We start from the raw sequence: 20,513 nt of genomic DNA, 5'->3' as shown, positions 1-20,513 counted from the left end.
ATTTACTAGTGATAATAATTGAAGATTTTAGAAGCTTCGTTGTATGAAGATTCAAAACTCATGGCTTGAATGTTTGCGTCTGCTTTTGCAGCTGTGAAATACGACACCATTTTTTCTGTTGGCATGTTCCCAGTAAGTTCATCTTTTGCCATTGGGCACCCACCAAAACCTTGAATAGCACCATCAAAACGCCTGCAACCTGCTTTGTATGCAGCATCTATTTTTTCGTGCCATGAACTTGGCGTTGTGTGTAAATGTGCACCAAACTCAATTTCTGGGTATTTTGGAATGAGATTCGAGTATAGATATTCTATCACTTCTGGTGTAGAAGAACCTATGGTATCTGAAAGCGATAAAATTTTTACGCCCATGTTAGATAATTTTTCCGTCCACTCACCTACTATTTCTACATTCCAAGGATCTCCGTACGGATTTCCAAATCCCATCGAGAGATATGCAACAACTTCTTTGTTCGTTTTATTGGCAATGTTTAAGATTTCTTGCAATGTTTCTATAGACTGCGCAATGGTTTTGTGTGTATTACGCATTTGAAAGTTTTCTGAGATAGAAAACGGATAGCCTAAGTATTGAATTTCTGGATGCGTGCTTGCGTCGTTTGCCCCACGAACGTTTGCTACTATTGCAAGCAGTTTACTTTCTGTTGTAGACAAATCTAATTTTGATAATACTTCGGCAGTATCAACCATTTGCGGAATGGCTTTTGGCGATACAAAACTTCCGAAATCGATCGTATCAAAGCCAACACGTAGTAATGACTGAATGTATTGTACTTTTTTTTCTGTTGGAATAAACATCTTGATACCTTGCATGGCATCACGTGGGCATTCTATTATTTTAATGTTTTCCATAGATTGTCAAAGATACACAACGAAAACGTTTTAGGAAATATTTTTCTTTATTGAATTTTGCAAAAAAACATGAAAGGAATTAGTTCTGTAATTATTCTTTCATAAACAAACATAAAGCACCAATATACAGACAAATATAGCATTCTAAAAGCACTCGTGATTTAAGAATCATAAGTTACTTTGTTTACATTTCCCATGTTTAATTAATACCTTCAACACTATAATTATAAACATTAAACCTTAATTTATTATGAAAAAAAGAAATTTAAAAAATTTAAAGCTTAACAAGGAATCAATTTCTAACTTGGATTCAATGAAAGGTGGAAAAGTTGAAGCAGGATCTGCTACGATTATTCCTTTTTGTTTCACTACTTTATCATGTGTACTAATCTGCGTAACGAAGTTAGGTTGCGATAAGTAAAAAAAAGTTTTTAAAGAGGCGAATTTCGATTCGCTTCTTTTAATCAGTATCATTTTATAATAATCATTTTTCGAATAAAACAAGGTTTTTTCTTAGAGGAATAACCAAGGTCCTAAATAATAAAACCACAAAACAAACCCACTAATACTTCCCATGAAACCAGCCAAAATAAAGGTGAATCTATATTTTTTGGGAACAATCATAAAAATGACAAAACTTGCTATGATTGCTCCAAGAATAGCTGTCATGATCGGAATTGTCCATTGGTTGAAACCTAGAATTCTTGAAATATCAAACTCATCTCCACTAAAGCTAGTAGTTCCATTGATTAGGTAACTTCCTGTTGCCATCACAGTATTGAATACTTCCCGTAAGATAAAGAGCGACATAAATACCGCTAACCAATCTATAAATTTGAAATTTTCTTGTTGGTTTGAACTTCTATATGTTAAAATAAATAGTCCAATAAAGCAGGTTAAAATTGTTTGTGCAGGTCCGCCAATTGTTACATACAAACTATGCTTATCATTTAAAGGAAATTTTGCTTCTATCCTTTTACGTAAAGTATATAGTTTTGATTTTTCAGCTTCACTAAACTCACTGTAATCATTGTTTTCTTCAAACATTTTTCGCCAAGTAATCACATCTTCATCCACATAAAACCCTTCAACATTATAGGTCATGCTTCCATAACTAAGCGTGCTTTTGTACCCTAGACTTTCCGCCACAGCGATATGACCTAATTCATGCGTTTGCGTGCCAATAATCGTTGCAAGAAGAAATCCTAACGAAAACACCCCAAACCATTTCCAGTAAAGTTTAAAAAAACTCATAATTAACTAACTAAAAAATACTTAACACATTTTTCTTCTTTAAAAAATGAAGTCGTATTTATAAAAATACGAGTAGTACTATTGTGAAAGTATTTCATTTTTTTAGAACTTAAGTCATATTAACTTCATTAAAACAAAGATTATGAAAAAAAAGAATTTAAAAAACTTGAAGCTGAACAAAAAATCTATTGCGAACCTTGATCAAATAAAAGCAGGAGAAGATGGAACTACTATTATCATAGGTGATCTTACTACTATTATTCCTTTTTGTCAAAAACCTACCACTTTATCATGCGTATTAATCTGCGTAACGAAGTTAGGTTGTGACAAAGACTAATTAAATTTTTATAAGGGCGAATTTCGGTTCGCCTTTTTTAGTCTGTAAGCATTATATACACTGCAATTCCCACAAAAACGACAATTTGCAACCATTTCATGTATGTTCCTATATTTTTATTTTTTTTGATGGTTTCAGAAATTGTTCCTGCAAGTAAAGCAAATGAACTAAAAATAATAAATGAAACCAGCATAAAAAGTCCTCCCAAAATGTAAAATTGTACAACTTCACTCATGGTATCACTAAAGAGAAATCCTGGAAAGAATGACAAGAAGAAAATGGTTACTTTCGGATTTAGCACATTCATGATAAATCCTTGTTTAAAGAGTTGAAAAACGGATTTTTTAGGAACCGCATCACTTCCCAATTCAATATCTCCAGAACTTTTAAATACCGTATACGCTAAGTACACTAAATATAAAGCTCCAAGTAGTTTTATGACAAAGAAAATATCTTTGTTTTCTTTTAATATAGTGGCAGCGCCAAATGCAACGACCGTAGTATGAATTATACAACCTGTTATGAGTCCTACTACCGTAGCAATTCCGTATTTGCGCCCGTTTACAATACTTTGCATAAGCACATAGATGTTATCTGGTCCTGGCGAAATTGCCAAGAGTGATGTTGCAGTGATAAATCCTATGAGTATTTCTATGTTCAATGAAGTAATTTTTTGAGCTTATAAAAATATGTTTTTTTATTTTAACAGATTGCTTTTGTAATGAAGTATGTTCTTTAAACGACTCAATTATATAAAACAATATGTATTCAGACTTATGAAAACGATAAAAGCATATCTAAGCACAGGTATTTTTATTTTATTTTTTGCGATTAATGTAATAGCTCAAACCGATAATGCTAATTATACAATTACATTTCAAGGAACTTGGAGCGATACAACACATCCATATCCTAATTTCCCAACAAATGCGCATTGGTCTGATTTGGTTGGTGCAACTCATAATAATACGATTGTTTTTGTAAGTCCAGGTACGCTAGCAACAACTGGTATTGAAGATGTTGCCGAAAGAGGTTTGAGTGCTGAATTTGACCTAGAAGTACAGAGCGCAATTACTGCTGGTAGTGCACATCTTTTTATAAATCAGCCATTTGATGCGTTTTCACCAACAAGTAGTGCTTCTGTGGATATTGTTGCTAATAAAGATTTTCCGTTGCTTTCCTTGGCTTCTATGATAGCGCCAAGTCCAGATTGGATGATTCAAGTGAATAGCTTGTCGTTACTTGATACCAATGGAAACTGGATTCCTTCTATTGTAATGGATTTGTTTCCGTATGATGCAGGGACTGAAGATGGAGATACGTACGAATTTATTAATCCTGAGAGCGATCCGCAAGAATTGATTCATAGTGTACAGAATGTTGCTCCTTTTTCAAATGCGAAAGTTGGCACCTTGACAATTTCTTTAGTTTCATTGAGCACAGAAGAAGTAAGTGCCAAAACACCAATTTACATTAGCACGAATTCTGCTACTAAATCAATTCAAATTTACAATTCGAGTAAAAAAACAATTCAACAGATTGAAATATATAATGCATTTGGAAACCTTGTGAAACGTTATCCAAATCCGACAAATGAAGCTATAAGAACACTTACATTTCCAACAGCAAATAGCGGATTGTATTTTGTTAAGTTACAATCAGAAAATGGTAGTATTACCAAAAAAGTGTTGATGTAAGTTTTATGTTGAATATTATTCTGGAAACATTTTTAGCTTTCCCACGTTATGTGGTCTAAGTTTCCATTTTCGTCTGTATTCACAACCAAAAGCTGATTACAAGGTTCTCCATCAATATCAATTGAATAATCAAATGTCGCAAAGTAATTTATTCCATATTTACCATCAGGATAAAGTCCAACTCTAATCAGTTTTAATTTATTTAGAAGCTGTGTGCTTTTAGAAGTATTTACGTTCTCTGTGTCTATTATTCCATTTAACTCGATTTCGTCTAGCTCATCAAGATAAAAATTAATATAGGCAGCTGTTTCTCCAATTCCTTCTTTAAAATCATTTTCAATGTAGACTTTATTCTTTTTATCGAAGTTTTCAATGTTCTTTAGAAATGATTCAACTTGTTCAATGCTGTAATTTTCAATCTTTTTGTTTTCAAAATTTAAATCTGTTCGAATAGTATTGTTATTTAACTTAAATTCAGAGCTATAATATTCTTCTAGATTGTTTATCGTTATCTGTTCGAAGTATGATAACGTATAATTTTCTTCAATTATCTGTTTTTGTTCTTGTGGTTTGTGTTCAACCTTTTTTTTCTTAAAGAAATCAAATATTCCCATTTTATCTTTGAGATTTAAGTGAATTAATCACCGCTAATGTTTTTGTAAAACACTAGTTACATGGTTTAAAAACTAAATTTAAGAAATAAAGCTATTGTAACTCTTTACCTAAGTACTAATTTTAGATATTTAATAGTACTATTATTTAAATAGCTCATATTGTCCACTTAGTCTAATCGTAACGACAATATCTTCTTTGGTTTCATTTCTAAAATACCAACCATGTTTTCCTTCAAAAGGAGCCGTTAGTGTTCCTGCCATATTGTTAGAGTATGCAAGCGTATAACTTTCATAGAACACATTTTCTGGTGGATTTTCTTCTTTTACCTCTCCATGAAAATCTATATAAACAATTCCTTTATCGGTAGTCCATTCGTATTTGATGCTACCGTATTTTAGGCTTTTAAATTTATATTCTATTCCTTTTTCAGCTGGTACAATTACTTCTATAGAATCTTCTCTTTCTGGATATTGATTTTCTGGAGGAGGATTGTTAGCTTCAATCGGTTTAGGCACATCTATGGAAGAACCTAATTTTTCCATTATTATTTTTTTGAAATTTAAACTAGAAGAAGTTTCATTATTTTCTATTTGTTCATTTCCTTGATATAATTTAGAAAAACCAAACAATTTACCTGTTCCTAATGGATCTATACCATATTCCGCAGGTAATACTGCAGTTAGTAGTACTATAACAGCAATTATGAATGCAATGAGTAGTGATTTTAATAATTGACCTTTACTTAAGTTAAGCTGATTATTTGTTGTCATAATTATAGTGTTATTAAGAAATAAAGTATCCTGTTAATTGATAACCAAGCAACACAAATCCTGCTGCAATTAGCAATATGTTCGTAATTTTGGAGAATTTGATATAACTAGCATACTGTCGCCAAAATGAAATTAGTAAGAGTACAAGTCCTAATGCTAAAAATTGACCAATTTCTACACCCAAGTTAAAGCCTAGTAGATTTACAAAAAGTCCTTCTTGGTCAAATTCAAATTCTTGTAATTTCGTTGCGAGTCCAAAGCCATGAAATAATCCAAAAATTAGCACGGCTATTTTGGTATTGGGTTGTTTCCCGAATATTTTTTTTAATCCGCCGAGATTGTCAAAACCTTTATAAACTATGGATAAACCAATGATAGCATCGATTAAATAGGCATTTACATTTATATCTGCCATTACTCCAAATAAAAGTGTGGCGCTATGTCCAATAGTAAAGTAGGTTACATAGGTGATGATTTCTTTGGTTCGATATAAGAAAAAGATAACTCCCACCAAAAAAAGTAAATGGTCGTACCCTGTAATCATGTGTTTTGCGCCTATATATAGAAAAGGGCCAAAAGCAATGCCTTTGTTTGATGTTAAGAATGATTGTGTTTCTTCATCTACACCATGCGCATAGGCTGAAACAGAAATAAGGCAACACAGTATTAATAGTATAGGAGTTGTTATTTTTACTAATTTCATATCGTTTTAATTAGTGTGTGTCTATATTCTTTTATCTGACAAATACTATCAAACTTCCTTTTTTCAGTTTTATAAGTATTTTAAAAAAGGCGCAATAGAAAACTACATTTTTTGTAGAATTCGCTTGTTGATGTCTTTGATTAGTTTTGGACCTTCGTATATGAATCCTGTGTAAAGTTGTACTAAATCTGCACCAGCTTCTAACTTTTCTAATGCATCTTCCGCAGAATGAATTCCTCCTACTCCAATAATTGGAAATGCTTTGTTACTTTTTTCAGCTAAGAAACGAATGACTTCTGTTGAACGATTGGTTAATGGTTTACCACTTAATCCGCCCATTTCACCTTTGTCTTCTGATTGTAAACCTTCACGCGAGATTGTTGTGTTGGTTGCAATGACACCTGCAATTTTTGTTTCTGCTACAATTTCAATGATGTCTTCTAATTGTTCGTTTGTTAAGTCTGGAGCAATTTTTAGTAGAATTGGCTTTGGTGCATCTTTCTTCTTATTCATTACTTGTAAAGTCGCTAACAGTTTAGTTAACGGTTCTTTGTCTTGCAATTCACGTAAGCCTGGCGTGTTTGGCGAACTTACATTTACTACAAAGTAATCTACATGTGGAAATAATGCTTCGAAACATATTTTGTAATCTTCTACAGCTTCTTCATTTGGCGTTACTTTGTTTTTCCCGATGTTTCCACCAATTAAGACACCATTGTTCTTTTTTAAGCGTTCTACAGCTTCATGTACGCCGCCATTATTGAATCCCATACGATTGATAATTGCTTCGTCTTGCTTTAAACGAAATAAACGCTTTTTAGGATTTCCAATTTGTGGTTTTGGTGTTAAGGTTCCTATTTCTACAAAACCAAATCCGAAGTTCGATAGTTCATTGTATAATTTGGCATCTTTGTCAAATCCGGCAGCTAAACCCACAGGATTTTTAAATTTTAAACCAAAAACAGTTCGTTCTAAGCGTTTATCATTTACAGCATATATTCCTCTGAAAATGCTTGACATTAAAGGAATTTTACAAAGTGTTCGAATTAGTGAAAAGGTAAAGTGATGTACTTTTTCTGGATCGAATAGAAAAAGAATTGGTTTTACAAGAAATTGGTACATGTTGTGTTGTTTGTGCAAAAATAATCTAATTTTCAAAAGACAAATATTTTTAATCTCTTTTTTTTATGATGGCAACATTTACATATTTTGCAACAACTACCGAAGTGATAATTACAATATAAAACTGACCTATTAAACCAATTAAAACGACCGCTTTTTGTGCAATAGGCGTTGTTGGAATGATATCTCCGTAACCAATTGTTAAAAGCGTTATATATGCATAATACATAATACTGTCTGCTCTAATTTCTAAACTTTGTGTATCTAATAATATTCCTGTAAAGGAATTTGGCGTGATAAGTTCTATAGAGAGCAACATAAAGAAGGCGAGAAACCCTAATGATATGTAACCGCTCATCAACCCAATAATCACCATTCTGTCTACTTCTTTTTCGCGCCAAACTTGTTGTATTATGTGTACAGTTACTATGATGTAAAAGATAAAATAGACCGATAATCGCATTAAGATGAATTCATTTCTTTCAACTTTTATTAGTAAGCTGTTCCCAAAAGCAATCATTGCTACTATAAATAGAATGATTAAAAACCACATGATCTTTTTTTTCTTAGAGACTAATAAGATTCCGCTAGCAATGTTTAATATAAAAAGAGCTGGCAATAAGATTAGCTGAAAGAAACTATCTGGAAAAAATAATGAACCAAATAGGATTAAGAATTGTGTTACTAGAAACAATTCAAACCTATGCTTGTATAAATATGCAATTATCGATTTCATTTTTATTCTTCTAACAGTTTTTCATTAAACTCATAGTTTTTGTAACTCACTCTAAATAGCGCACTATATAATGCTGGAATGAACAATAGCGTAATTACGGTTCCAAATAACAATCCTACCATAATACTTACAGCCATTCCTTCCCACATTTCTCCTCCACTTAGGTATAATGGAATCAATCCTAATACGGTGGTAAATGTTGCTAATAAGATTGGTCTAAAACGTTGCAAACACGCTGCTATGACTGCATCTTGTTCTGTACGTCCTAAATCGTTTTGTTCTATTTCCATACGATCTATGAGTACGATAGCATTGTTTATGACAATTCCCGCCAAGGATATTACACCTAAGAAAGGCATAAAACCAAAAGGTTCTCCAAAAATTAATAATCCAATTACAACACCAATTACACCTAATGGAATTGTTAAAACAACCATTGTCATTTTACGGAATGAATTGAATTGTATGATGAGTAACATTATAATTATAAATCCTGATAATGGTAAATATGATATTACAGATCCCATACTTTCTGCGGTGCTTTTTGCGTCACCTCCAAATTCATAAGTATATCCTTGCGGCCAAGTTTTCATTTGTTCTTCTAACCAAGGTGTTATTTCTGTAGTAATTGCAGAGGCATTTCCATCTTCGCGCAATTCACTCATAACATTAATAGTTCTTCTAAGATCTAATCGCTTTATTTTTGAGTATTGCCATTGCGGAATAATGGTAGCTACTTGCAATAATGGTACGCTTTTACCTGAGTTTTGTGCATAGATATTTAGTGTTTCTAGTGAAGCTAATGATTGTTGTTGACTTGCATTACTTCGCATCAATATTGGAATAGATTTGTCGTCTTCTCTATATTCCCCTGTTTGAAATCCGTCTAATACTGTTTGTAATGAAGTTGCTATATCCTGACTAGAAATTCCAGCGGCTTGTGCTCTGTTCTGATCAATTTGAATTAAAAACTTTTTACTTTTTGGTCCCCAATCATCCTTTATATTCTTAGTACCATAAATTCGAAATAGCTTCATTTTGATACTTTCAGAAATTTTTGCCAATTCATCAGGGCTATTTCCTGATACTTTTATTTCTATTGGAGTTCCACCTCCACCAGCTCCTAAAGCTCCAACTTTAATATCTGCATTTGGAAAGTTTTCAAAACCAAATTTATCCAGTTTGGTAATTATCGCATTGTTATCATTAAAAGACGACGTATTTACTAAGATATGTGCATAACTTGAATTTGCTTCATCTTGAGAATATCCTAAATCGTACGATTCTGGACCTTGTCCTATATAGGATGACCAATCTACTACTCCAATAGTTCTTGTATCATTTGTTTGTAAAGAATCGATCATGTATTGCTCTAGTTCCTTTACCAAATCAGTTGTTGCTTCTATTTTTGTTCCAGATGGCAAATTGATATCTACCGTAATCATATTTCGATCACTATCTGGAAAGAATAAAAACGAAATTTTAGTAAATCCATATAGAGACAAAAAGAATACTAGAAATATACCAACAATTACTTTGTACTTATTTGTAAGTGCAGATAGAATTAAATTTTTATAATATCCTTTTAGTTTGCTTATTATACTGTCTATAAAGCTTGGTTTCTTTTCTCCTTTTGGAGCTATTTTTAAGAATAAATAACAGAACATTGTAACAACCGTTAAAGCAATGATCCAAGAAGAGAGTAACGCTATTGTTATGACCACAAAAATTGGTCCTACAATATCTCCCATTGATGTTGGTGACATGTAAAATGCTAAGAACGCAGCTGATGTTGTTAAGGTAGAAATCAATAATGGCATCCAAAGTTCTGAGAAAGCTTGTACAGCTGCATTTTTCCGATCAATACCTTGTTCCATTTTTACCATAATGGTTTCGGCGACCACAATAGCATTATCTACCAGCATTCCTAATGCCATGATTAAAGCCGCTAGTGTCACCTGATTTAATCCCATACTAATCACTCCCATGATCATTAAGGTCATAATGGTTACGATAGGGATTAGACTCGCAATGATGAATCCTGTACGTAATCCTAAGAAAATTAGCATCACAACAAGTACAATTCCAATGGATTGCATAAGGTTTGTGATGAAGTTTTGAACTTTGTTGTCGATATATGTATCTAATGACGATACACGCGTAAGCTCTAATCCTACTGGTAATTTAGCTTTCCATTGATCTAATACTTTGTCTACTTCTTCTCCTAGTTGAATTACATTAGAGTTCTCTTTAAGGTTTACATGTATGGAAACTGCATCTTTTCCATTGAGTCTTACTTTTTGAGTTGGCGGATCTATGTATCCTTTTTTAATTGTAGTTATGTCTCCTAGCTTTACTAATTGAGCTCCATTTAATCCTACGGGAATTAACATCTCTCTAATTTCGGCAACCGAATTAAAGTTCCCTGTCGGTTCTAAAATTACGCGCTCTTCTCCTGTATTTATTTGTCCTCCAGAACTTAAAATATTGGTAGACGCAATTGTTTGTTGCAATTTTGAAGCAGACAAACCATATTCCTTTAGTCGTGCATTGTCAAACTCTACAAATACACGTTCTTCTTGAATACCTCCTAAAACTACTTTTGCTGCATCTGGAAGTTTTATTAAATCATCTTTTATATCATCTGCATACTCTTTCATTTCCGCATAGGAATATCCATCAGAAGTAATTCCAACTACGATTCCATATACATCTCCAATTCCATCATCTTGCAAATCGGGTTTTACACCTTCTGGCAAACCTTGTACTGCATTTATTTTTCTTCGTAAACGATCCCAAACTGCCTGTAGCGTTTCTTCTGGGACTTCATCTTTTAGAGTGATTGCAACAACTGATAATCCTGTTCTAGAAGTACTGGTAACTTCTTTTAGTTCTGGAAGTTCTTGTGCCAGTTTTTCAATTTTGTCAGAAACTAATTGTTCTACACGTTCTGGACTTGCTCCAGGAAATACAGAAACTACAGAAGCCACACGAATGGTAAAAGGCGGCATACTATCTCTTGACAATCCTGAATACATTACGACTCCCATAAGGATGATCGTAAGCAACACCATGATCGTAATCCTATTCTTTTCTATGGAAAATTTTGCTAAATTCATATGACTATTGTGTTGATACGTTATTGTAATTTAACTTCTTGACCATTTAGTAAAGTTTGCAATCCGGCAGTAGCAATTTTTTGCCCTACTGTGAGTCCAGATTTTACTTCAAATCCTTCTGGTGTCAATGTTCCAATAGTTATTTTTTGCTTTTTTACTTTCGCATTTTCGCCTTCTCCATCTATTAAGAATACAAAGCGTCCGTTATTATCTTCTCCAACGGCATTGGCAGGAACTACAAGTGTTTTATTGTTCACTTTTTGATCTCCAAAATCAAATGTAACATTTGCAGTCATTCCACTTTTTATTTTATCTGAAGGATCATTCAATGTTACTCGTACTGGATAGGTTGCTGTATTTGCGTCCACACCTGGAGAAACCTCTGTTACAGTTGCTTTAAATTTTTCATTGGATACAGATGAAAAATCTACAGATACATCCATTCCACTCTTCACACCATTTATAACACTTTCTGGAATTCCTAAAGTTATTTCCATTTCCTTTCCTGAATTTAAAGTAGCTATCAACTGTCCTGTTGTTACATTTTCATCTATTTCAACATCTACCGTAGCTATTGTACCATTTTCGGGAGCATATAAATATCCATAACGGATTTGTTCTTGCTGAATAGCCAACCCTCTTTTAGATGATTTATAACTTTCCATTGCCGTTTTATACGAGTTTTTAGCTGCTTCATAATCACTTAATGAAGTACTTCCTTTTTCGTATAAGGCACGGACTCTGTCTAAACTTAACTTCGCTGTGTTTACTTGAGATTCTGCACTATTTACTTGTGTTAATGACTGTTCATACGACAAACGAGCAGAAACATTGTCTAACTTTCCTAATAGCTGTCCTTTTTTTACTTTCTGACCTAACTTTAAATTAAGCTCTGTGATGATTCCAGAATTTCTGAAACTCATTTTTATAATTTTATCTGTTTGAGCAGTTCCGCTAAAAGTCCTAATTTTTTCACCGCCTAAATATCCAATTTCTTGATATTTTACTGGTCGTTTTGAAATTTCCTTTTTCTTTTCTTCTTCACCACATGAAGTAAAAAGTAATAGCGTTGTTAGTAATAATATAGTATGTATATGCTTCATCGTTAGTATGATTTTGCGTTGATGGTTAGTTTTTGTTGTTTAAGAATTCTAAAAAGCGTTGTCTGAATTTCGCATTTTCGTCTTCAGTGTTTAGTAAGAAATAATATCCTAAAAAGCGTTCTAATTGTAATGCATTGATTAAATAGTTATAAATAGCATTTGTTCTTGATAATTGCGCGTTTAGGTAATTGTTTTGTGCATCTAAGAGTTGAACTACATTTACAGCGCCATTAGAATATGAAGTTTGTGTAAGCTCTAATGATTCTTTTGCTGTTTCTTCAGATACTTTAGATAATTCTATGTTAGAAATTTGATTCACTAAGTTAAATACACTATTTCTAATATTTGCCGAAATAGACAATTCTGTGTTATCTCTATTTATTTCTAATTGATCTTTTTGAATGACAGCTATTTGCTTGTTGATGTTTGTTTGATTTCTATTAAATATTGGAATAGAAACATTTACTCCTACATTGTAATTGCCATCAGGAGAAGCTGGAAACCCTGTAGGGAATTCGCTTCCTACTCCAGAGCGACTAAATGTACGATTGTATTGTCCTTGCAAGGCAACTGTTGGTAAAAAACGTCCACTTCCATTTAGTTTTATATTGCGTTCTGTAACATCTAAATTGTAGCTTAAAGCTTTTAATTCTGGTGCGTTTCGTTGTGCTTCTTCTACTAAGAATTCTATAAATGGTTCTCTCAATTTTGGATCATCTAATAAATTCGTTAGCTCATCATAATTATAATTTTTAAATATTCCTTTGTTCAACTCTACATCTTCTATGTCTATTTCTGTAGCAATTGGATTATTTAATATTTGATTTAAAGTAATGAAAGACTGCTCTAGTTGATTAACTGCTTCCACCATTGCTTGGGTATTTTGTGCCATTTCACTTCGAAAACGTAACATATCTGACTTCCCAGATTGTCCAGCATCAAAGTTCTGTTCTGCTAATTCCAAGTTTTTCTTTGTAAGTGCAAGGTTTTGCAGTCGTATTTGAGCATTCGCTTTTAAAATCAGTGCATTAAAATATGCATTGGATGCATCAAAAATTGTATTTAATTCTTCTGCATTATAGTTTTCTTGCTGTGCTTTTTGCAAACTTTTTTGAATGTCAATATTTGCATTTGCAGATTCTGAGAAAACAGTTTGTTGTAGTGTTAAATTTCCATCCGTTGAAAATTCAGGATTTTGACCATTACTGATTTCTGCCACATTTGGATCGACGTACGTTCCGTTTGCCGCAGCAGTAAGACTTGGCAAATAGTTGCTTTTTGCCGTTTTTACATCCTGATCTTTAAGATCTATATCTTTTTGTAATGATTGTAATGAAAGGTTTTTATCCAATACATTTTCTATAACAGAAAGTAAGTTGTATTGCTTTTCTGAGATTGCATTTCTAAATTCACCCACAAAATCTGTGTCGTTAATCAAACTATATTTTATAGGCACATCAACCAATTCGGCTGTATTATAATTGATTGTCAATCGCGGATTGTAGTCAATGAAAACTGGCAATTCTGAAAGTGGCGTTCCGTTTACATACGATTCTACAGTAAGTGATATTCTACGAAAAAATTGATCTAAATTATCTTCAGCCTGATTTGTTCCCATAAAGCCCAACTCAACTTGGTCTACTCCACTATTGGTAAACGATGGAATTTTTTTCTTGATAAATGCCTTCGCCAATTCTTTGACTTCATCATCCGTAAGGAAAAATCCTCCCGCAAGATATACAGCGTCCAAACCTTCTAATTTTTTTTCAATATCTGATGTAGAAGCATACGGTATAATTGTAAAATCTGCTTCTAGTTCTTTTAGTATTGGTTCAAAAGTTTGTTGTAATGACAAAACCTCAACGAGTTGCTGCTCAATGATGATTCCTACTTTCTTAAAATTGGTCAAGTCTTTTAATCGTTGTAAATCATCTTTATACGATTTAGAATCAATCAAATACGTGAAATTTCGAATTCCAGAAGTCTTTTTAGACATGTCAATTCCACTAATATCTTTATTTACAGCGCCAAATAGAATTGTAGGTTTGTCATGCGAAGTTTGTTTACTAATAATTACATTATTGATAACGCCAAACGCCAAAATAATATCCGTTTCATTTTGTAAAAGTGTATTATAATTTTCTCTAGCCTTTTGCAAATCATAGTTGTTAACTAACATATTTTGCCTAGGAAAATTAATGATAGCATCCTCACCTACAACAGCTTTAATTTGGTTTTCAAGTTCTAAAAACAAAGGATTAAGCTCTTTCGTTCTGTTATCTAACAGCACTCCTATGTTGTATGATTTTTTTGCTTGTGCAAAACTCATTGTAACGCACAAAAACAATACGATTGAAAAATATTTCTTCATATTAAATTGATTATTTCTCTTTTAAATATTCTTTATAATGGAATTCTAATTTTTGCTTCATGTAAACTGTAGCTTCTTCATTAAATGCAATTGATTTTTCTATAAATCCATTCAGTTCTTCATTTTCATTATTTCTTGTTTTCTGAATTTCTTTAAGTAAAGTGGTTTGCACGGTATATGCATTTAAAATAGAATTAAATCGGTCTATTGATCCTTTTATATCTAAATAGAATAAACGCAAACGACTATTGTTTTCATCATATATATAACTAACTTCATTCAACGTGTATAAAAAAGTTAAGGCTTTACTCGTTGCACTTTTACTTACACTTATCCCTTCTTTAATCTCTTCAAAAGTTAAATACTTAGCATTTGATGTGTAAAAAAGTCCTAATATTTTCCCTGCTATTGGCGGATAATTATCAGCAACCAAGAGCTCTCCGAAGCTTTCTATGATATCTTCTTGTGACATTTTTTTGGTTTCCATGAGGCGAAACTACAATAAAGTTTCTAGTACAGGAAACTAAAAGTGATTTTTTTAAGTTTAATTAACTAACTCATAACAAATACGCTACATTATTTTCTTCTGTCTCTTATAAAAATACTCTATTTTTTTTTAGTTCATCAATAATTGAAACAACATTGTCCTATAAAACAAGTTCAAGTTTTTATTTATAAAAAAAAGGCTTCATTTTTTGAAGCCTTTTTAATCGTATTAAATATTTTGTGCTTATAGTGATAAACTCAATCGTGCAAAAAGGTGTCTTCCGTTTGTTCCAAATTGTGTAGAACGTCTTGAGTATATGAATCTTCCACTTGATTGAAATGCTGCATCAGACTCATCTGGATATACATCTAATAAGTTGTTTGCTCCAAGTGTTAGTTTTAAGTTTTCGTTTACATTGTATCCAAAACTTAAGTCCGTTACAATTTTACCAGCATAGATTCTATCTACAGTTGGATCAGTATTGTTTGTTGCTTCTTCTACTTCTCCAAAGTAACTGTTTCTTAAAAAGATATTCCACTTTTCTCCTACTTTAAGGTTGTGAGATAAGTTTCCTTTTGTTCTTGGTACAGAAGCTTCTAAAAATAATCTACTTGTATTGTCAAAATATGTATCTGACAATCCTGCGTTTGCTACTGCAGATGGAATCATTATACTTTCAACAGAAGTTTCTGAGAATGTAAATGACAATGTATTTGTCAGTTTTAAATTGTCTGAAAGCGTTGCTTTATGATCTACTACAATGTCAATACCTTTTGTTTGCGTATCTACAGCGTTTGCAAAGAAAGCCGCTCTACTTGCATTTGCCTGTGCAAATAAACTAGCAAGTTCTGCGTTTCCGTTATCGTCAAACTGACCTGTTAAGACAACTCTATCGTCAATATTGATAAGATATCCATCGATGGTAAGCTTTAAATTTGCATTTGGAATTTTCGCTGTAAACCCTAAAGTGAATCCTGTAGATGTTTCTTCTTTTAGTTGTTCAATTCCTAATAAACGTGCTACACGCGATGTATTTGAGAAAATTCCAACTTCATTAGGAATTCCATCTACAAATATTGTAGACGTTGAGTTGTAATGGATTTGGTGTAATGAAGGTGCTCTAAATCCTGTTTGAAATCCTGCTCTAATATTTATATTCTCCGTAGCTTTCAATCTAGAAGCTAATTTGAAGTTTAGTGTACTTCCAAAATCGGAGAAGTCTTCAAAACGAATTGCTGTTGAAACCATGAAAGATTCCGTAAAATCTGCTTCTATATCAATATATCCTGCTATAGAGTTTCTAAATGCATCTATTTCATTTTCTGGTTTGAATCCTGGAAATACTTGAATTCCTCCTGGTCTACTATTTCCAAAGAAATCTGTTGGAACTACTGACGTTGGATCTGTTGGATCGTGAACGTTTCCTAATGTATTGTATTGTGCATACGAAGCTTCTTCTCCAGCTACAATTGCATAGTTTTCTACTCTGTATTCTGCTCCAAAAGCAACGTTTAATCCTGCAAAGGTATCTTCATAGAACTTACTAAGGTCAACATTACTTGTGTTTTCACTATAGTTGAATCCTCCTGAATCTGCTTCAAATGGTGTAGAGTTTACCAGGGAAGCATTGTTAGAATTACTAATTCTATAGGTAAATGCGTTCTTTCCGAAGTTATTACTAAAGTCTACATTCCAATCACCTACTTTACCTCTAATACCAACTGCAATTGCTTTGTCAGTAATGTTTGAATTAATTTCTGGTAAGAAACCATTGATATATGCTGGCGTATATGCTCTACTTTGGTATGGTAATCTGTAGAATCCTGCTGCATTTCCATTTTTATATCCTATACCTCCAAAAGCATAAAAATCTAAATCTTCTCCTAAAGGAATTTCCATGTTTCCAAAAAACTGTGCGCCTCTTAGTTCAGATTGCCCAACTCTCATGTTATAATCACTACGTTGTTGTCCTCTAGCGGCTAATTCACTATCAGTTACGTCTGCTCCTAATATTGTTCTAAGTTCGTCTTGAGTTTCCGCTCCCGATAAGGTAATTCCTGCAGCGCCTGCAAAATTGAAAATATCATCAAAATCACCATCTAATAATAAAGAAGTATCATAACCAGCAGCGTCAGCAACTCTTTCAATAGAGTTATACGCATTGAATATTTGTCCTTGCCATTCTTGCATTCTGTTTGTTGCGCCTCTAAAATTAAAGTTTCCAGTAAAGTTGATAAAACCACCGTCTTCTCCAATTGGAAGTCCGTAGTTTACACCAACATTTACTTTTTCTCCATCAATATTCTTATCAGGTCCACTTTCGCTTGTAAAATTGGCTCCAGTAGTTAAGCTTAACTGAAATTTGTTCGTGTCTTTCTTTAAAACGATATTGATCACTCCTGCAATGGCATCAGAACCATATTGTGCAGCAGCACCATCTCTTAATATTTCAATTCTGTCAATAGCATTTGAAGGTATTGCAGATAAATCGGAACCTACACTACCTCTACCAAAGGTACCATTTACATTTACCAAAGCAGTTTTGTGTCTTCTTTTTCCATTGATAAGAACGAGTACTTGATCTGGTCCTAAACCTCTTAAAGATGCAGGCGCAATATGGTCTGTTCCATCAGAAATTGTTTGCGGATTGGATGAAAAAGAAGGTGCCGCATAATTTAAAATTTCTGTAACTGTAATTTGCGGTGATCTTTCTTTTAATTCAGAAACATCTAAGATGTCTACTGGAACAGCAGTGTCCGTCGCTGTTCTGTTTGCATTACGAGACCCGATTAATAAGACTTCATCCAAACCAAGACCAGATACCATTGTTACATTGACAACAGTTCCGTTTACGGTTACTTCCTGAGTTTCATAACCAACATAAGAGAATACGAGTATATCTCCTTGTTTTGCGTCAATTTTGTAGTTTCCATCAAAATCTGAAGTTGCTCCTTTTGTAGTTCCTTTAATAACAATAGAAACACCTAATAATGGTTCAGAAGTGTCATCTACGACTGTTCCTGTGATTTGAGCATACGAAAATGTTGAAAACAAAAGTGTCATCAACATTGAAATATAGTAATTTTTTAACATATAATATGGTTTTTTAGTTGCTGTAATGTAGTCCTTTTATTCCAAAAAAAACAAAAGATTTTATGATAGTTTAATTTTTTATGTATTTCAAATTGAATTCATGGCACTGATAAAGCTGCTTAATTGTTTAAAAATTATAGCATAACATTTTATGAGTATTCAAAAATCCGCTATTTTTGAAAAAAAAGATTATACATGCAACATATTATAGACAGATTCATTAGTTATGTAACGATTGACACAGAATCTGACGCAAGTTCAGACACAACACCAAGCACAGAAAAACAATGGGATTTAGCCAATTTATTGGTTGATGAATTAAATAGAATTGGACTATCTGATGTTACTATTGACGAAAATGCATATATCATGGCAACACTACCAAGTAATGTAGCTCATGATGTACCAACCATTGGGTTTGTTTCACACTTTGATACTTCTCCCGATTTTACTGGCGCAAATGTAAAACCGCAAATTGTTCCTAATTATGACGGAAAAGATATTGTGCTAAATGCAGAACAAGATATTGTGCTTTCGCCTGATTATTTTGAAGATTTATTACTCTATAAAGGAAATACCTTAATTACTACGGACGGAACCACATTGCTAGGTGCAGATGATAAAGCTGGAATTTGCGAGATCGTTTCTGCGATGGAATATCTAATTAATCATCCAGAAATTAAACATGGTAAAATTCGCATTGGCTTTACGCCAGATGAAGAAATTGGTCGTGGCGCTCATAAGTTTGATGTAGCAAAGTTTGGAGCAGACTGGGCATACACAATGGACGGAAGCGAAATTGGTGAATTAGAATACGAGAACTTTAATGCAGCTGGTGCAGTTGTTACTGTAAAAGGAAAAATTGTACATCCAGGGTATGCAAAAGGGAAAATGATCAATTCTATGCTGATTGCCAACGAATTTATTGCTGCATTGCCTGAAAATGAAATTCCGCAAGAAACGACAGGTCGTGAAGGATTTTACCATTTACATACCATGAATGGCAAAGTTGAAGAAACGAAGTTACAATACATCATTAGAGATCATGATAAGGATAAGTTTGAAGCTAGAAAAGTACTAATGCAACGTATTGCTTCAGACATTAACCAAAAACATGCAACTGATCCGATTTCTATAGAGATTAAAGATCAATATTATAATATGCGAGAAAAGGTAGAACCTGTATTTCATATTGTTGAAATTGCAGAAGAAGCTATGAAAGCATTAAACATTACTCCTATCATCAAACCAATTAGAGGTGGAACTGATGGATCACAATTGTCTTTTATGGGATTGCCTTGTCCTAATATTTTTGCAGGTGGACATAATTTCCATGGACGTTATGAATATGTTCCTGTAGAAAGTATATTGAGCGCTATTGATGTGATTGTAAAGATTACTGAATTGACTGCTGAAAAGTATAAAAAATAATATCATACTACATTTGTCAATTTTTAGAACAATTGTCAAAACATACAAAAGCTATTCTTTTTGAGTAGCTTTTTTTATTTTAGCATAAATTCCATTCAAATGAAAAAACATAAATCTGTTTCAGCATATGTACAAAGTTTCCCTGAATGGGAAGATAAGCTTCGCACATTTCAACAAATTATTCTTAAAAACCCAGATGTAGAAGAAACGCTAAAATGGAATATTCCTGTCTATACGGTAAATGAGAAGAATGTAGTTGGTTTTAGCGCATTTAAAACTCATGCAGGCTTGTGGTTTTATCATGGTGCATTATTGACAGATAAAGCCAATGTATTAGTGAATGCACAAGAAGGCAAAACACAGGCTATGCGTCATTGGAAGTTTTCTGCTTCAGATACAATTCCTGAAGATTTGGTGAAAAAATATATAGATGAAGCTGTTCAAAATCAAAAAGAAGGGAAAACAGTCACTTTTAAGAAAAAAGAAGCTGTAGAGATTCCAGAAGAACTAACCGCTGTATTTACTTCCGATTCAACAGTACAAGAAGCTTTTCATAAGTTAACCAATTACAAACAAAAGGAATACATAGAACATATTGCAACAGCCAAAAGAGCTGCTACCAAGCAAAGTCGTTTAGACAAAATTATTCCAATGATTTTGGAAGGTAAAGGATTGAATGATAAATATAGATAGCTTTTAGCTCAAAGTAAACAACTGTTTTACAAACTCGTACATATTCTTTTTTAGAAAAAACTTCCTAAATATCAATTCATGAAAAAAAAGTTTCCATTCATGAAGTAGATGCT

General features: G+C 32.9%; 18 protein-coding genes. 5 read left to right on the top strand and 13 right to left on the bottom strand.

The features are described from left to right. Nucleotides 1-5 precede the first annotated feature (5 nt). Complete coding sequence (locus ACRBBL_RS01870; protein ID WP_431367336.1) at nt 6-869, bottom strand: hydroxymethylglutaryl-CoA lyase; 864 nt, start codon at nt 867-869, stop codon at nt 6-8. 250 nt (nt 870-1,119) lie between these two features. Between ACRBBL_RS01870 and ACRBBL_RS01865 the strand changes: the two genes are divergently transcribed. Further along, a complete protein-coding gene (locus ACRBBL_RS01865; RefSeq protein ID WP_431367335.1) occupies nt 1,120-1,290 on the top strand; it encodes a hypothetical protein in 171 nt (56 codons plus the stop codon). 92 nt (nt 1,291-1,382) lie between these two features. On the opposite strand, the gene ACRBBL_RS01860 is transcribed toward ACRBBL_RS01865, so the two are convergent. Further along, nucleotides 1,383-2,123, bottom strand: a complete 741-nt coding sequence (locus ACRBBL_RS01860) for a hypothetical protein (protein WP_431367334.1) — start codon at nt 2,121-2,123, stop codon at nt 1,383-1,385. Nucleotides 2,124-2,265: 142 nt separating this feature from the next. On the opposite strand from ACRBBL_RS01860, the gene ACRBBL_RS01855 reads away from it, so the two are divergent. Continuing rightward, the gene (locus tag ACRBBL_RS01855; protein WP_431367333.1) at nt 2,266-2,460 is read left to right on the top strand and encodes a hypothetical protein; all 195 of its coding nucleotides are present in this window, start codon (nt 2,266-2,268) and stop codon (nt 2,458-2,460) included. Between the two features lie 37 nt (nt 2,461-2,497). Here the strand turns inward: ACRBBL_RS01855 and ACRBBL_RS01850 are convergent, their stop codons facing one another. After that, a complete protein-coding gene (locus tag ACRBBL_RS01850; RefSeq protein ID WP_431367332.1) occupies nt 2,498-3,121 on the bottom strand; it encodes a LysE family translocator in 624 nt (207 codons plus the stop codon). Nucleotides 3,122-3,236: 115 nt separating this feature from the next. Between ACRBBL_RS01850 and ACRBBL_RS01845 the strand changes: the two genes are divergently transcribed. Then, nucleotides 3,237-4,157: a spondin domain-containing protein gene (locus ACRBBL_RS01845; RefSeq protein ID WP_431367331.1), complete on the top strand. Its 921-nt coding sequence runs from the start codon at nt 3,237-3,239 to the stop codon at nt 4,155-4,157. A gap of 32 nt (nt 4,158-4,189) precedes the next feature. On the opposite strand, the gene ACRBBL_RS01840 is transcribed toward ACRBBL_RS01845, so the two are convergent. The 10 genes from ACRBBL_RS01840 to ACRBBL_RS01795 form a co-directional block, all read right to left on the bottom strand. Next, on the bottom strand, nt 4,190-4,771 hold the full coding sequence (locus tag ACRBBL_RS01840) for a DUF2004 domain-containing protein (protein ID WP_431367330.1): 582 nt from the start codon (nt 4,769-4,771) through the stop codon (nt 4,190-4,192). Between the two features lie 141 nt (nt 4,772-4,912). Continuing rightward, nucleotides 4,913-5,542, bottom strand: a complete 630-nt coding sequence (locus ACRBBL_RS01835) for a hypothetical protein (RefSeq protein ID WP_431367329.1) — start codon at nt 5,540-5,542, stop codon at nt 4,913-4,915. A 13-nt stretch (nt 5,543-5,555) separates the two neighbouring features. After that, nucleotides 5,556-6,245 carry a HupE/UreJ family protein gene (locus tag ACRBBL_RS01830; RefSeq protein WP_431367328.1) on the bottom strand — a complete coding sequence of 230 codons (690 nt, stop codon included), beginning with the start codon at nt 6,243-6,245 and terminating at the stop codon, nt 5,556-5,558. A gap of 102 nt (nt 6,246-6,347) precedes the next feature. After that, on the bottom strand, nt 6,348-7,367 hold the full coding sequence (locus tag ACRBBL_RS01825) for a quinone-dependent dihydroorotate dehydrogenase (RefSeq protein WP_431367327.1): 1,020 nt from the start codon (nt 7,365-7,367) through the stop codon (nt 6,348-6,350). A 49-nt stretch (nt 7,368-7,416) separates the two neighbouring features. Next, nucleotides 7,417-8,103: an ion channel gene (locus ACRBBL_RS01820; protein WP_431367326.1), complete on the bottom strand. Its 687-nt coding sequence runs from the start codon at nt 8,101-8,103 to the stop codon at nt 7,417-7,419. Nucleotides 8,104-8,105: 2 nt separating this feature from the next. Continuing rightward, entirely contained in the window at nt 8,106-11,222 is a 3,117-nt protein-coding gene (locus ACRBBL_RS01815) for an efflux RND transporter permease subunit (protein WP_431367325.1), read from the bottom strand. Between the two features lie 20 nt (nt 11,223-11,242). Continuing rightward, nucleotides 11,243-12,325 (bottom strand): efflux RND transporter periplasmic adaptor subunit, encoded by a 1,083-nt coding sequence (locus tag ACRBBL_RS01810; RefSeq protein WP_431367324.1) that lies wholly within the window; start codon nt 12,323-12,325, stop codon nt 11,243-11,245. A 25-nt stretch (nt 12,326-12,350) separates the two neighbouring features. Next, entirely contained in the window at nt 12,351-14,696 is a 2,346-nt protein-coding gene (locus ACRBBL_RS01805) for a TolC family protein (RefSeq protein WP_431367323.1), read from the bottom strand. Nucleotides 14,697-14,706: 10 nt separating this feature from the next. Further along, nucleotides 14,707-15,168: a hypothetical protein gene (locus ACRBBL_RS01800; RefSeq protein ID WP_431367322.1), complete on the bottom strand. Its 462-nt coding sequence runs from the start codon at nt 15,166-15,168 to the stop codon at nt 14,707-14,709. Nucleotides 15,169-15,426: 258 nt separating this feature from the next. Beyond that, nucleotides 15,427-18,276: a TonB-dependent receptor gene (locus ACRBBL_RS01795; protein WP_431367321.1), complete on the bottom strand. Its 2,850-nt coding sequence runs from the start codon at nt 18,274-18,276 to the stop codon at nt 15,427-15,429. A gap of 195 nt (nt 18,277-18,471) precedes the next feature. On the opposite strand from ACRBBL_RS01795, the gene pepT reads away from it, so the two are divergent. Together pepT and ACRBBL_RS01785 are read left to right on the top strand one after the other, a co-directional pair. Further along, complete coding sequence (gene pepT / locus ACRBBL_RS01790) at nt 18,472-19,707, top strand: peptidase T (protein WP_431367320.1); 1,236 nt, start codon at nt 18,472-18,474, stop codon at nt 19,705-19,707. A 99-nt stretch (nt 19,708-19,806) separates the two neighbouring features. Further along, nucleotides 19,807-20,400, top strand: a complete 594-nt coding sequence (locus ACRBBL_RS01785; RefSeq protein WP_431367319.1) for a YdeI/OmpD-associated family protein — start codon at nt 19,807-19,809, stop codon at nt 20,398-20,400. The last annotated feature ends 113 nt before the right edge of the window (nt 20,401-20,513 follow it).

It is taken from the genome of Kordia sp. (assembly GCF_050633145.1).
GTDB lineage: Bacteria > Bacteroidota > Bacteroidia > Flavobacteriales > Flavobacteriaceae > Kordia.
Note: the sequence above shows the minus strand (reverse complement) of the source record. Positions and strands in the feature narration are given on the sequence as shown.

Excerpts from the sequence above, each read along its gene's own strand:
- ACRBBL_RS01870 (WP_431367336.1), bottom strand. The coding sequence starts at position 869 with ATGGAAAACATTAAAATAATAGAATGCCCACGTGATGCCATGCAAGGT.
- ACRBBL_RS01805 (WP_431367323.1), bottom strand. The coding sequence starts at position 14,696 with ATGAAGAAATATTTTTCAATCGTATTGTTTTTGTGCGTTACAATGAGT.
- ACRBBL_RS01785 (WP_431367319.1), top strand. The coding sequence starts at position 19,807 with ATGAAAAAACATAAATCTGTTTCAGCATATGTACAAAGTTTCCCTGAA.
- ACRBBL_RS01820 (WP_431367326.1), bottom strand. The coding sequence starts at position 8,103 with ATGAAATCGATAATTGCATATTTATACAAGCATAGGTTTGAATTGTTT.
- ACRBBL_RS01865 (WP_431367335.1), top strand. The coding sequence starts at position 1,120 with ATGAAAAAAAGAAATTTAAAAAATTTAAAGCTTAACAAGGAATCAATT.
- ACRBBL_RS01835 (WP_431367329.1), bottom strand. The coding sequence starts at position 5,542 with ATGACAACAAATAATCAGCTTAACTTAAGTAAAGGTCAATTATTAAAA.
- ACRBBL_RS01800 (WP_431367322.1), bottom strand. The coding sequence starts at position 15,168 with ATGTCACAAGAAGATATCATAGAAAGCTTCGGAGAGCTCTTGGTTGCT.
- ACRBBL_RS01860 (WP_431367334.1), bottom strand. The coding sequence starts at position 2,123 with ATGAGTTTTTTTAAACTTTACTGGAAATGGTTTGGGGTGTTTTCGTTA.
- pepT (WP_431367320.1), top strand. The coding sequence starts at position 18,472 with ATGCAACATATTATAGACAGATTCATTAGTTATGTAACGATTGACACA.
- ACRBBL_RS01795 (WP_431367321.1), bottom strand. The coding sequence starts at position 18,276 with ATGTTAAAAAATTACTATATTTCAATGTTGATGACACTTTTGTTTTCA.
- ACRBBL_RS01815 (WP_431367325.1), bottom strand. The coding sequence starts at position 11,222 with ATGAATTTAGCAAAATTTTCCATAGAAAAGAATAGGATTACGATCATG.
- ACRBBL_RS01855 (WP_431367333.1), top strand. The coding sequence starts at position 2,266 with ATGAAAAAAAAGAATTTAAAAAACTTGAAGCTGAACAAAAAATCTATT.
- ACRBBL_RS01845 (WP_431367331.1), top strand. The coding sequence starts at position 3,237 with ATGAAAACGATAAAAGCATATCTAAGCACAGGTATTTTTATTTTATTT.
- ACRBBL_RS01830 (WP_431367328.1), bottom strand. The coding sequence starts at position 6,245 with ATGAAATTAGTAAAAATAACAACTCCTATACTATTAATACTGTGTTGC.
- ACRBBL_RS01825 (WP_431367327.1), bottom strand. The coding sequence starts at position 7,367 with ATGTACCAATTTCTTGTAAAACCAATTCTTTTTCTATTCGATCCAGAA.
- ACRBBL_RS01840 (WP_431367330.1), bottom strand. The coding sequence starts at position 4,771 with ATGGGAATATTTGATTTCTTTAAGAAAAAAAAGGTTGAACACAAACCA.
- ACRBBL_RS01810 (WP_431367324.1), bottom strand. The coding sequence starts at position 12,325 with ATGAAGCATATACATACTATATTATTACTAACAACGCTATTACTTTTT.